Source organism: Saccharopolyspora griseoalba (assembly GCF_042665275.1).
Taxonomy (GTDB): domain Bacteria; phylum Actinomycetota; class Actinomycetes; order Mycobacteriales; family Pseudonocardiaceae; genus Saccharopolyspora; species Saccharopolyspora griseoalba.
The window spans coordinates 321109-334189 of sequence record NZ_JBHTCJ010000004.1; the positions used below are offsets into that span (position 1 = coordinate 321109).

A 13081-nucleotide genomic window follows, 5' to 3' on the forward strand; every position below is an offset into this window, starting at 1 on the left:
GCCGGAGTCCGGAGCCCGTAGTAAAACTCGTAGGTCTGCGCTAGCACGACACCAGTCTGCCACAGCACCGGAGGGCGGACCACCACCTGGGCCGTGCGTCTCACCACGTGGTCGGGAACGAGCGATTCGGGGACTGTCCGGGGGCGGCGGTAACGTGGATGGACGATGAGCGCCCCACTCGATCTCGAATTCCACGGCGACCAGCCGAACGCCGACGCGCCCGCGCGCTCCGGCCCGGATCCGGAGGCCCTGCTGGCCGGTCTCAACCCGCAGCAGCGCGAGGCGGTGACGCACAGCGGGTCGCCGCTGCTGGTCGTCGCGGGTGCGGGATCGGGCAAGACCAGGGTGCTGACCAGCCGCATCGCCCACCTGCTGGCCACCGGGGCCCACCCCGGCCAGATCATGGCCATCACCTTCACCAACAAGGCCGCGGCCGAGATGAGGGAGCGCGTGGTCGACCTGGTCGGCCGCCGGGCGAACGCGATGTGGGTCTCCACCTTCCACTCGATGTGCGTGCGGGTGCTGCGCCGCGAGGCCAAGACGCTGGGGCTGTCGTCGAACTTCTCGATCTACGACGCCGACGACTCCAAGCGGTTGATCACCATGATCGCCCGCGAGCAGGACCTGGACTCCAAGCGCTACCCGGCCAAGCAGCTGGGCATCCACATCTCGAACCTGAAGAACGAGCTCATCGGGCCCGAGGAGGCCGCGGAGCAGGCCGGCAACGACATGGAGCGCAAGGTCGCCCAGGTCTACGCCGCCTACCGGCGCAGGCTCGTCGACTCCAACGCGATGGACTTCGACGACCTGATCATGCGCACGGTCGAGCTGCTGCAGGACCACCCGGCGGTGGCGGAGCACTACCGCCGCCGCTTCCGGCACGTGCTCGTCGACGAGTACCAGGACACCAACCACGCGCAGTACGTGCTGGTGCGCGAGCTGGTCGGCACCGGGACGACCGAGAGCGGCGTGCCGCCCGCCGAGCTCTGCGTGGTGGGCGACGCCGACCAGTCGATCTACGCCTTCCGCGGGGCCACGATCCGCAACATCGAGGAGTTCGAGCGGGACTACCCGCAGGCCCGCTCGATCCTGCTGGAGCAGAACTACCGCTCCACCCAGACCATCCTCTCGGCGGCCAACGCGGTGATCCGGCAGAACCCGAACCGCCGGGACAAGCGGCTGTGGAGCGAATCCGGCGAGGGCGAGCGCGTCGTCGGCTACGTCGCCGACAACGAGCACGACGAGGCCGCGTTCGTGGCCAGCGAGATCGACTCGCTGGTGGACCGCGGCGAGGCCACGTTCAACGACATCGCGGTGTTCTACCGGACCAACAACCAGTCGCGCGTGTTCGAGGAGGTGTTCATCCGCCTCGGCCTGCCCTACCGGGTCGTCGGCGGGGTCCGCTTCTACGAGCGGCGCGAGGTGCGCGACGCGCTTGCCTACCTGCGGGTGCTGGACAACCCGGACGACACCGTCAGCCTGCGGCGGATCCTCAACGTGCCCAAGCGCGGCATCGGCGACCGCGCCGAGGCCGTGGTGGCGGCGCACGCCGAGCAGGAGCGGATCTCCTTCGGCTCCGCGCTGCGCAGGGCGGCCGTGGGCGAGGTCCCGATGCTCAACACCCGCGCGCGCAACGCGATCTCCGGCTTCGTCGAGCTGCTCGACGAGCTGCGCGGCATCGCCGCGGAGAACGACGTGGCCGAGACCCTGGACGCGGTGCTGGAGCGCACCGGCTACCGCGGTGAGCTGGAGGCCAGCGACGATCCGCAGGACGCCACCCGGTTGGAGAACCTCACCGAGCTGATCACCGTCGCCCGCGAGTTCACCGAGGCCAGGGCTGGTGCCGAGGTGCCTGCCGACGAGGAGGTCTCGCCCTCGGCAGCGGCCGTGGTCGCCAGCGCCGCGCCCACCGAGGAGGACGACGACGACCTGCCCGCCGACGACTCGCTGTCGGCCTTCCTGGAGCGGGTGTCCCTGGTGGCCGACGCCGACTCGCTGCCCGAGTCCGGCGACGGCGTGGTGACCCTGATGACCCTGCACAGCGCCAAGGGGCTGGAGTTCCCCGTGGTGTTCAGCGGCGGTTGGGAGGACGGCGTCTTCCCGCACAACCGCGCGCTGGGCGACCCCACCGAGCTCGCCGAGGAGCGGCGGCTGGCCTACGTGTGCATCACCCGCGCGCAGCAGCGGCTGTACCTCTCGCGCGCGATGATGCGCTCGGCGTGGGGCCAGCCGATGACCAACCCGGCGTCGCGGTTCCTCACCGAGATCCCGGAGGAGCTGCTGGACTGGCGCCGGGTCGAGCCCGCCGACCGCGCCGCGCCGCAGGTCCGCAGCACCTGGGGCAGCCGGGGTGGCGGCTTCGACCGCACCGGGGGCGACTCGGCGCAGGCGCGGGTCTCCGAGCGCGGGATGCGCTCGACGCCGGCCAAGGGCTGGAAGGACACCGTCGCGCTCAAGCTGGAGGCGGGTGACAAGGTCACCCACGACAAGTACGGCCTGGGCACCGTGGTCTCGGCCGAGGGCGAGGGCCCGCGGGCAACGGCGACCATCGACTTCGGAGCCGCGGGCACGGTCAAGCTCATGCTCATCGGCAGCGTCCCGATGACCAAGCTCTGATCCCGCGGCGTCGCGGGCCCGCGCGCGAGAGAGCCCCGGAGCCTTGAGGTTCCGGGGCTCTCTCGTCGATTCGGACGATCAGCTCGTCGGATCGATGTCGTGCTCGCGCATCCACGGCAACGGGTTGATCTTCTTGCCGTTGGAGTTCCAGATCTCGAAGTGCAGGTGCGGGCCGGTGGAGAAGCCGCGGTTGCCCATCGTGGCGATCTCCTCGCCCGCCTTCACCCGCTCGCCCTCGCTGACCAGGATCGAGTTCACGTGGCCGTAGACGGAGATGTAGCCGTCGTCGTGCTGCACGCGCACCCACATGCCGAAGCCGCTGGCCGGGCCCGCCTCGATCACCACGCCGTCGGCGGCGGAGTAGATCGGGGCGCCCTTGGAGTTGGCGATGTCGATGCCGTAGTGCGTGGTGCCCCAGCGGCCACCGAACCCGGAGGTGAAGTTGCCCAGCGCCGGGAGGTGGTACTTGGGGCGCATCGCCTCGGCCTCGGCGGCCTTGCGGGCGGCTTCGCGAGCGGCGCTGATCTGCTCGCTCTTGGTGATCTTCTCGATCTCGTCGCTGACGTCGGTCGACTTGGCGACCGGGAGCATCGCGGGAGCCGGGGCGCTGCCGCCGACGCCCTGGTGGGTCGGCTGTTGCTGCTGCTCGTCGGCGGCCATCGCGGTGTTCAGCGAGCCCGCCGCGTCTCCGGCGCTGAAGTCCTCGTCGGGGGAGGCGCTTCCCTCGCCCGCCGCGAGCGACTGGCCGGCGGCGGCGAATGCGCCCGCGGCGACCGCGGCGACGACCACGCGGCCGCGCCACCGCGCCGCGGTGGACTGGGCTCGGTTGCCCGGACTACTGCTGGAGGGGTCGTCGGGGGACGCCTCCACATGCCCCGGAGTGGTGCGTTCGCCGCCGGGGGAGCGGTGGTGAGCCAATGCTTGCCCTTCCGTCTCGGGGAGTCCGACCACGTTTCCGGAGCGGGGTTTTCCGGGGCGCCGGTCGGGGAACCGGCGAGGTTGCCTTCGTGATCAGACCGTGACAACGGACCGGGGGACAGTAGCGAAGCTGATCCACCGAGAGCAAATCTCGATCAGTCACTTCACCAATACGGGGTGTGTCCGGAGCGCTCGCGCGCGCACGTTCGGCCCAGTGCTCGCGGCCACCCGCGGTGACCGTCGCGGAGCGGAGCCACCTGCGGGTTCGTGATCGTGACCAGGCAATCCGTTCGGCCCAGCGGGCGGTCCGCGCGGAACCGATCAGGAGACCCCGGAGTGCTGATCTGTGTTGCGAGTCACACCGCAAGAGCGGCTTGATGGCCCGTTGAAAATGCTCCATCCGGGCGGTTATCCGGCGTGTCGGGAGGGTCCCCTGCGCGCGCGGGTGGTGTCCGCCCGGCGGCGCGCGGTTGCTAGCGTCGGCGCGGTGACTGCGCGGCCAGACCTCCCGTCCGACTCGCCGACTCCGGCCACGGACCCACAGCCCGCGCCGATGCGACTCCGCGTCGCACTCGCGCTCGCCTTCCTCGGTGCCCTGCTCACCGGACTCGGGCCGCTGCCCGGTCTGGTCGCTCCCGGGGCGCCCGCGGCCTACCCGTCCTGGCCGCTGCTGCTCGTGCTCGCCCTGCTCCCGCCCGCGCTCGCGGTGGCGCTGATCCGCCGCGGCGAGCCCGCCGCCGGTGCCGCGGTGCTGGTGGGCGCGGCCGTGCTGGTGCCCGGGCGGGTCGGCACGGACCTGCAGTTCGCCGTCGACCCGGGCGGTGCGGCGCGCCCCGAGGTGCTGGAGCTGCACGAGCTCGCGCACTTCACCCCCGCGCTGGGCTTCTGGCTGCTGATGACCGGGCACCTCGCGGTGCTGCTCGCGGGTCTGTTCGCGCTGCGCCGCAGCGGTCACGAGAGCGGCGCGGGCACGCAGCGCCAGGGCGTGCTGGCCATGGTCCTGTGCGTCGGGGCGCTCGGCGCGATCGGCGTGCTGATGGCCCCCTTCCGCTCCGAGGACCCCTTCCTGGTGGCCGAACCCGCGCTGGACGGCCCGCTGCCGGTGCTGGTCGGCAGCGCGCTGCTGGCCATCGCGGCCGCGGGCGGTGCGGGACTGCTGGCCGGGTCGGCCGACCCGGAGATCGCCCGCGGTGGGCTGTTCGGCGTCGCCTCCGGGCTGGCCGCGGTGGCCGTGCCGCCGCTGGTGTCCGTGCTCGTGCTCGACGACCTGCGCTTCGAGTGGGGCCCGGTGCTCATGCTCGTCGCCGCGGTCGCGCTCGCGGCGCTGGGCGTGCCCGCGGGCCGGGCCGCGGCCGAGGCCGACCCGCAGGACCTGCGGCTCCCCGCGCTGACCCGGCTGCTCACCCTGGCCGGGGTGTTCGCGCTGGTGGCCGGGGCCATCGCGGTGCTGGCCGCGATCGCCCCGCACGTGTCGATGCCCTTCGGCCTGCGCGACCCCTCGACCTACCCGGCCCGGATGCTCTGGCCCGCGGGCTCGGTGCTGCTGGTCGTCGGCGCCGGGCTGCTGGTGCCCTCGGCGGCGCTGCGGCTGCGCCCCGTGCTGCCCGTGGTCTGGGTGGTGCTGCCGCTGGCCGCGGCCGGTTCGCTGGACGCCGTGTTCACCGCGGTGCAGGCGGCCGGTGCGCAGGTCGGGATCGGCGCCTGGGCGTCCGGGCTGGCAGTGCTGCCCGCGGCCGTCGCCGCGGTGCTGGCGGCGATCGCCGGCGCGGTGGAGCGCGACGACGTCGACCTCACCGAGATGGCCATGCGCCGCTCGGTGCTCGGCCCGTCGCTGCTTGCCCTGGTGCTCGGCGCGGGCGCGTTCAGCCTCCCGGTGCTGACCGCGCCGGACTACACGGCGCCGGGCGTGTTCACCGCCTTCGGCACCACCTCGTGGGGCCTGGTGCTGGCGATGGCCGCGGTGGTCGGCGCCACCGTGCTCGCGCCGATGTGCCGCCCGCAGCGCGCGGCGGCGCTGCTGTGCGGGGCGGCGGTGGTCGTCGCGGTGCGCGTCGTGCAGTACCCGCTGACCTCCGACCGGCTGCCGGAGTCCGCCCCCGGGCTCGGGCTGTGGTTCGGCATCGGCTGCCTGCTGGTGCTCCTCGGCACCGCGGCGGCGGCGTCCCGCGCGCCGAAGCCGACGTCCTGAGCACGGCTGCGTCACACGTTTCGGTGAGTGCGGCGGCCGGTCTCCTGATCGAGAATTCCCGGGTGCGCCGTTACGGCGCGGCTGTTCCGTTCGTCACGCGAACGCCGTTATCGCTCCTGCCGAGCGGGGTGAAACCCCGTGTTGGACGGGCCGACCAGGGTTGACGCTTACCTCAGGTGAGGCAGTTCACCAGGTGCACCGCCCCACGCGTCATCGCAGGTCGATATCGTCACCCGCGTCCGACACCGACGTCGCAGGAGAGTCGAGTGGACCTGTACGAGTACCAGGCGAAGGAGCTCTTCGCCTCCCACGGAGTGCCGACGCTGCCCGGCTCCGTGGCAACCGATCCGCAAGGGGCCAAGGCAGCCGCCGAAGAACTGGGCGGGCCCGTAGTGATCAAGGCCCAGGTCAAGACCGGGGGCCGTGGCAAGGCCGGCGGCGTGAAGCTGGCCGAGAACGCAGATGAGGCCCAGACCAAGGCCGAGGCCATCCTCGGGCTGGACATCAAGGGCCACATCACCAACAAGGTGCTGGTCACCTCCGCCTCCGACATCGCCGAGGAGTACTACTTCTCCTTCCTGCTCGACCGCACCAATCGCAACTTCCTCGCGATGGCCTCGGTCGAGGGCGGCATGGAGATCGAGGAGGTCGCGGCGACCAAGCCGGAGGCCCTGGCCAAGATCGCGATCGACCCGATCGAGGGCGTGGACCTGGCCAAGGCGAAGGAGATCGTCGCCGCCGCCAAGTTCCCGGCCGAGGTCGCCGACCAGGTCGCCGAGGTGATCGTCCAGCTCTGGGAGACCTTCGTCGCCGAGGACGCCACCCTCGTCGAGATCAACCCGCTGGTCAAGGACCCGCAGGGCAAGGTCATCGCGCTGGACGGCAAGGTCACCCTCGACGAGAACGCGGCCTTCCGCCAGGACAAGCAGGCCGAGCTGGTCGACAAGGAAGCGGAGAACCCGCTGGAGGCCAAGGCCAAGGCCAAGGGCCTCAACTACGTCAAGCTGGACGGCGAGGTCGGCATCATCGGCAACGGTGCCGGTCTGGTCATGTCCACTCTGGACGTCGTGGCCTACGCCGGGGAGGACCACGGCGGCGTGAAGCCGGCGAACTTCCTCGACATCGGCGGCGGCGCCTCCGCCGAGGTCATGGCCGCCGGTCTGGACGTCATCCTGGGCGACCAGGACGTGAAGTCGGTGTTCGTCAACGTCTTCGGCGGCATCACCGCCTGCGACGCCGTGGCCAACGGCATCGTGCAGGCGCTGGAGATCCTCGGTGACGAGGCCACCAAGCCGCTGATCGTCCGCCTCGACGGCAACAACGTAGAGGAGGGGCGCCGCATCCTGGCCGAGGCCAACCACCCGGTCGTCACCATGGTGGACACGATGGACGGCGCGGCCGACAAGGCCGCCGAGCTGGCTGCGGGGGCGTGAGGCGATCATGGCTATCTTCCTCAACGAGAACAGCAAGGTGATCGTTCAGGGCATCACCGGCTCTGAGGGCACCAAGCACACCGCCCGCATGCTGCGCTCCGGCACCAACGTCGTCGGCGGCGTCAACGCCCGCAAGGCGGGGCAGACCGTCGAGATCGAGGGCAAGGAGCTCGCGGTCTACGGCAGCGTCCAGGAGGCCATGAAGGAGACCGGCGCCGACGTGTCGGTCGTCTTCGTGCCGCCGAAGTTCGCCAAGGACGCCGTGATCGAGGCCATCGACGCCGAGATCGGGCTGGCCGTGGTCATCACCGAGGGCATCCCGGTGCACGACTCCGCCTACTTCTGGGCGCACGCCAACGCCACCGGCAACAAGACCCGGATCATCGGGCCGAACTGCCCGGGCATCATCTCGCCCGGCAAGTCCAACGCGGGCATCATCCCGGCCGACATCACCGGCTCGGGCAAGATCGGCCTGGTGTCCAAGTCGGGCACGCTGACCTACCAGATGATGTACGAGCTGCGCGACATCGGCTTCTCCACCTGCGTCGGCATCGGTGGTGACCCGATCATCGGCACCACGCACATCGATGCGCTGCAGGCCTTCGAGGACGACCCGGAGACCGAGGCCATCGTGATGATCGGCGAGATCGGCGGCGACGCCGAGGAGCGCGCGGCCGACTACGTCAAGGCCAACATCTCCAAGCCGGTGGTCGGCTACGTCGCGGGCTTCACCGCGCCGGAGGGCAAGACCATGGGTCACGCGGGCGCCATCGTCTCCGGTTCGTCGGGCACCGCCTCGGCGAAGAAGGAAGCCCTGGAGGCCGCGGGCGTCAAGGTCGGCAAGACGCCGAGCGAGACCGCCAACCTCATGCGCGAGATCGTCAAGGGCTGAGCTCTTCCGACGCGCTTCTCGGGGCCGGACTCCCACCGGGGGTCCGGCCCCGAAGCGGTTTCCGGCGGGTTCGCCGCCCGCCGCGCGCTGATCGTTCGGTACCGTCGGTCTTGCTCCCCCCCGATCGAGTGGCCTCGAGGAGTCCGATCCAACGATGTCCGCGCCTCATCCGCAGCAACCGCAGAGGGATTCGGCTCGCCCCTCCTTAGAGCTGAGAGAGATCCTGACCCTGGTGGCGGCCGGGGCCGGTGCGGTCGGCTACCTGCTGGGGTTCTTCGACGAGACCGCGGTGGTCGTGCTGGGCAGCAACGCGGGCTTCGCGCTGATCGCGGCGGCCGCGCTGGCCGGGCTGCGGTTCGTCCCGCGCACGCCCAACGGCCTGTTCGCCGCCGCGCCGCTGGCGGCCTACGCGGCGCTGGCGATGCTGCAGCAGCTGATCCGCGGCACCGCGGGCGGCATGGGCGCGGTGCTCGTGCTGCTGGCGGTCGCGCAGCTCGCCGCGGTGCTGGCGGTGCTGCTGGCCGACGGCGGCCTCCTCCGCCTCGGCGGCTCGGCCGCGGGAGCTCGGCGCCAGCCGCAGCAGCCGCCGCAGCCCGGTGCTCCCCGCGGTCCCGGAGGACCCGGTGGACCGCGCTTCGGTCCCGGCGGGGCCTGGAACCCGCAGGGGCAACCGGCCCAGGGCCCGCCCGCGCATCCGGGCCAGCCCGGCCCGCCGAACCCGCCGTGGGCGCAGGCCCAGCAGCCGGGTGCGCGCCCGCCGTCCTCGGACGGCGTTCCGGTCCCGGGCGGACCGCAGCCCGAATCGCCGCAGTCGGCACCGCAGTCGGGGCCGCAGTCGGGGCCGCAGGCCGCGGGCAAGCCCGACCAGCCCGACAGCAGCGGCGGGCCCCAGGGCACCCGGCAGATGCCGCATCCCGGAGCCGGCCCGCAGGGCTTCTAGCGGCCTCGCGGAAAGCCACCCGTTGGGGGGACGGGCTGGCGTGTGGTGAGCTGATCGGGACGGTGTTGGTGCGACATTCGGCTCCGTGCCGCTGTTCGAGCCGATCTCCCAAGCCATCGTCGGGAAACCGGACGACCGCCGTTCCGGCGTGCGCAGGCTGCTGCTGACCCTGGCCGTCGGCGGCGTGCTGCTGCTCGGCTACCTGCTCACCGCCGCTCTGCTGGCCCTGACCGCGGGCATCGCCAGCGACGGGTCCCCCGGACCGCTGGCACTGCTGGCCGCCGCGCTGCCCGGTTGGCTCGCGCTGCACCAGGTGCCGCTGCTGATCGCCGGGGCGCCGCTGAGCGTGCCGCCGCTGCTGCCCACGATCGCCGAGGTGCTGCTGATCGCGCTCGCCTCCGCGCTGGTGGCCCGCCGCTGCCGGCTCCGCCGCCCGGACCAGGCATGGCCGGTGATCGGCGCCATGGGCCTGGCGCACGGCTTCGTCGGCGCGGGCTTCGCGATGCTGCTGCCCCTGCCGTTCAGCGTGGTGCCGGTCGAGGCCTTCCTGGGCTGCGGCCTGACCGCCGCGTTCGCCGCCACCGTCGGGGTGGCCAACCGCTGCGGCCTGATCTACCTGGTGTGGGAGCGCATCGGTGCCGACGTGTGGACCGGGCTGCGCTTCGGACTGCTGGCCGCGGCCTCGCTGATCGCCCTCGGGAGCGCCGTGCTGCTGATCGCGATCGTGCTGTCGGCGGGCGGGATGGCCGAGTCGATGGCGCGGATGGGGCACGCGGGCGACTCCATCGGAGCCACCGTGCTGTCGCTGCTGTACCTGCCGCACGCGATCCTGGCCTGCTGGTCCTTCGCGGCGGGCACCGGCTTCTCGCTGGGCGACCTGGCGATCCAGCCGCTGCGGGAGACCCGAGGGCAGATCCCGGACCTGCCGCTGCTGGCCGTGCTGCCCGCCGACGGGCCCGCGGTCTGGTGGGCCTCCGCGCTGCTGCTCCCGCTGCTGGCCGGCCTGTTCCTCGGGCTGGCGGTGCGGCGGGTGCCCGGCACGATCTCCCGTCGGTTCCTGGTGGCCGGGGTGGCCGCTGCGGTGGCCGCCCTCGCGGTCCTGCTGCTCGCGCTGCTCGCGGGAGGGCAGCTGGGCGACCGCGCGGTGTCGTTCCACCCGCTGGGGCTGGCCGTCGCGACGCTGTGCTGGCTGGCGATCCCGGCCGCCGGGCTGATCTGGCTCGGCGGCGAGGACGAGTTCGACTTCGCCGAGGAGGACTCCGAGGAGTTCGACGACGTCGACGACCGCGCGGACGACGGCGACGCCGTGGACGGCGAACGCGCCGCGGACGGCGCGGACGGCGAGGACGAGTTCGACGACTTCGAGTACACCGACCTCGCCGACCTGATCGCCGAGATCCCGGTCGCCCGAGGCGAATCCGACCAGCCGGAGGACGCTGAGCTGGCCGGGGAGTTCGAGGCCGACTCCGCGGAGCAGTCCGCCGACCCCGATCGGCGGTGAGTGCTGCGCCACTCGCCGGGCCCCTGACGGTCCACGTCGCGCCACCGGGCCTTACGCTGCGGGGGAGATCGTGCCGAGGCATGTCAGGAGCGAACGCTGAACCCGAGTACGCCCGAGCAGCCGAGCACCGCCGCGCGGTCCGCCCGCCACACCACCGCGGATCCCGCGCGCGTGGTCGTCCTGGTGTCCGGTTCCGGAACCCTGCTGCAGTCCCTGCTCGACGCCACCGACGCCCCCGGCTACCCGGTCCAGGTGGTGGCGGTGGGCGCCGACCGCGACGGCATCGAAGGGCTGGCCCGCGCCGAGCGCGCCGGGATCCCGACCTTCGTGCGCAAGGTGTCCGACCACGCCAGCCGCGAGGAGTGGGACCGGGCGCTGACCGAGGCCTGCGCCGAGCACGAGCCGGACCTGGTGGTCTCCGCCGGGTTCATGAAGCTCGTCGGCACCGACTTCCTGGCCCGCTTCGACGGGCGCTACCTCAACAGCCATCCCGCGCTGCTCCCCGCGTTCCCCGGCATGCACGGGGTGCGGGACGCGCTGGACTATGGGGTCCGCGTCACCGGCTGCACGCTGTTCGTGGTGGATGCCGGCGTGGACACCGGGCCGATCCTGGCCCAGGAGGCCGTCGAGGTGCTGCCCACCGACGACGAAGCGAGCCTCCACGAGCGGATCAAGGAGGTCGAGCGGCGTTTGCTGGTCGGCACCCTGGAACAGCTGGCGTTGCACGGTTGGACCGTGCAGGGACGGAAGGTGAGTATCCCGTGACCGCGAACTCGCAGGAGCGGCGCCCGGTTCGCCGCGCGCTGATCGGCGTCTCGGACAAGTCGGGCCTGCTGGAGCTGGCCACCGGGCTGCACGCCGCGGGGGTGGAGATCGTCTCCACCGGCGGCACGGCCCGCGCGATCGCGGACGCCGGAGTCCCGGTCACCCCGGTCGAGGAGGTCACCGGCTTCCCGGAGGCGCTCGACGGCCGGGTCAAGACCCTGCACCCGCGGGTGCACGCCGGTCTGCTGGCCGACCTGCGCAAGGACGCCCACGCCCAGCAGCTCGGGGAGCTGGAGATCGCGCCGTTCGACCTGCTGGTGGTCAACCTCTACCCGTTCGTGCAGACGGTCGCCTCCGGCGCCGGGCAGGACGAGGTCATCGAGCAGATCGACATCGGCGGCCCGGCGATGGTGCGCGCCTCGGCGAAGAACCACGCCAACGTCGCCGTCGTGGTCGACCCCAGCCGCTACGAGTGGGCCCTGGAGGAGGTCCGGGCGGGCGGCTTCACGCTGGCCGACCGCGTCGAGCTGGCCGCCGCCGCGTTCCGGCACACCGCGTCCTACGACGTGGCGGTGGCGTCCTGGATGAGCAAGGTCCCGGTCGGCGACGAGTCGGCCTTCCCCGGCTGGATCGGGGAGACCTGGGAGCGCCGCTCGGCGCTGCGCTACGGCGAGAACCCGCACCAGCCGGCCGCGCTGTACGTCTCCGGCGGAGAGGCCACCGGTCTGGCCGCCGCCGCGCAGCTGCACGGCAAGGAGATGTCCTACAACAACTACGTCGACGCCGACGCCGCCTGGCGCGCGGCGCACGACCACGACGAGCCGTGCGTGGCGATCATCAAGCACGCCAACCCGTGCGGCATCGCCGTGGCCGGCGACCTCGCCGAGGCGCACCGCAAGGCGCACGAGTGCGACCCGGTCAGCGCCTTCGGCGGCGTGATCGCCACCAACCGCGAGGTCACCGTCGCGATGGCCGAGCAGGTCGCGGAGATCTTCACCGAGGTCGTGGTGGCCCCCGGCTACGCCGAGGGCGCGGTCGACGTGCTGAACAAGAAGAAGAACATCCGGCTGCTCACCGCCCAGCCGCCGAAGTCCGGCCGCGTGGAGATGCGCGCGATCTCCGGCGGCGTGCTGGTGCAGGGCTCCGACGAGATCGACGCCGAGGGCGACGACCCGGCCAACTGGACGCTGGCCACCGGCGCTGCCGCCGACGAGCAGACCCTGGCGGACCTGAAGTTCGCCTGGCGCACCTGCCGCGCGGTGAAGTCCAACGCGATCCTGCTGGCCGATCAGCAGGCCACGGTCGGCGTGGGCATGGGCCAGGTGAACCGGGTCGACGCGGCCCGCCTGGCGGTCTCCCGCGCCGGGGACCGGGCCGGGGGCTCGGTGGCGGCCTCGGACGCGTTCTTCCCGTTCCCGGACGGCCTGCAGGTGCTGCTGGACGCGGGCGTGCGCGCGGTCGTGCAGCCGGGCGGCTCGGTCCGCGACGAGCAGGTCATCGCCGCCGCCGAGGCCGCGGGCATCCCGGTCTACCTGACCGGCACCCGCCACTTCGCGCACTGAGCGGGCTCTCCTCTCATCAAAAGTCCCCTGCGAGCTCCGGGCTCGCAGGGGACTTTTGATGAAAAAGGGCAGCTCACCGCACGTGTTCGAACGAATGTTCACCCATTTCGGTCATGCGTCTTGACGGCCCCCTGGGGGTGGGGGTTTACTTGGACCTGTTCGAACTGAGGTTCGATTGATCGGAAACGGCCGGTGTCGGGGTCGGCCGCTCCGATGGAGGCGGGCGCTGTGTTCCGGGTGCAGGCGCAGCGTTCGGCTCCACCGCT

Annotated in this window: 9 protein-coding genes; 8 read left to right on the forward strand and 1 reads right to left on the reverse strand. The window is 72.3% G+C overall.

Annotated features, from left to right (window positions below; translation table 11 throughout):
* Positions 1-165: 165 nt before the first annotated feature.
* Positions 166-2616, forward strand: coding sequence for a UvrD-helicase domain-containing protein (locus ACFQRI_RS10395; protein WP_380667074.1), 2451 nt, complete (start codon positions 166-168; stop codon positions 2614-2616).
* Between the two features lie 78 nt (positions 2617-2694).
* On the opposite strand, the gene ACFQRI_RS10400 is transcribed toward ACFQRI_RS10395, so the two are convergent.
* Complete coding sequence (locus ACFQRI_RS10400) at positions 2695-3486, reverse strand: M23 family metallopeptidase (protein WP_380667076.1); 792 nt, start codon at positions 3484-3486, stop codon at positions 2695-2697.
* Between the two features lie 601 nt (positions 3487-4087).
* On the opposite strand from ACFQRI_RS10400, the gene ACFQRI_RS10405 reads away from it, so the two are divergent.
* The 7 genes from ACFQRI_RS10405 (at position 4088) to purH (ending at position 12815) form a co-directional block, all read left to right on the forward strand.
* Positions 4088-5722 carry a hypothetical protein gene (locus tag ACFQRI_RS10405; protein WP_380667078.1) on the forward strand — a complete coding sequence of 545 codons (1635 nt, stop codon included), beginning with the start codon at positions 4088-4090 and terminating at the stop codon, positions 5720-5722.
* Positions 5723-5988: 266 nt separating this feature from the next.
* Positions 5989-7155, forward strand: coding sequence for an ADP-forming succinate--CoA ligase subunit beta (gene sucC / locus ACFQRI_RS10410; protein ID WP_380667080.1), 1167 nt, complete (start codon positions 5989-5991; stop codon positions 7153-7155).
* Between the two features lie 7 nt (positions 7156-7162).
* On the forward strand, positions 7163-8047 hold the full coding sequence (gene sucD, locus ACFQRI_RS10415) for a succinate--CoA ligase subunit alpha (protein ID WP_380667082.1): 885 nt from the start codon (positions 7163-7165) through the stop codon (positions 8045-8047).
* A gap of 154 nt (positions 8048-8201) precedes the next feature.
* Positions 8202-8987: a DUF5336 domain-containing protein gene (locus tag ACFQRI_RS10420; RefSeq protein WP_380667084.1), complete on the forward strand. Its 786-nt coding sequence runs from the start codon at positions 8202-8204 to the stop codon at positions 8985-8987.
* Positions 8988-9072: 85 nt separating this feature from the next.
* Positions 9073-10488, forward strand: coding sequence for a cell division protein PerM (locus ACFQRI_RS10425; RefSeq protein ID WP_380667086.1), 1416 nt, complete (start codon positions 9073-9075; stop codon positions 10486-10488).
* A 171-nt stretch (positions 10489-10659) separates the two neighbouring features.
* Positions 10660-11253 carry a phosphoribosylglycinamide formyltransferase gene (purN, locus tag ACFQRI_RS10430; protein ID WP_380667088.1) on the forward strand — a complete coding sequence of 198 codons (594 nt, stop codon included), beginning with the start codon at positions 10660-10662 and terminating at the stop codon, positions 11251-11253.
* Entirely contained in the window at positions 11250-12815 is a 1566-nt protein-coding gene (purH, locus tag ACFQRI_RS10435; protein ID WP_380667090.1) for a bifunctional phosphoribosylaminoimidazolecarboxamide formyltransferase/IMP cyclohydrolase, read from the forward strand. The genes purN and purH overlap by 4 nt, the downstream gene beginning before the upstream one ends.
* Positions 12816-13081 lie beyond the last annotated feature (266 nt).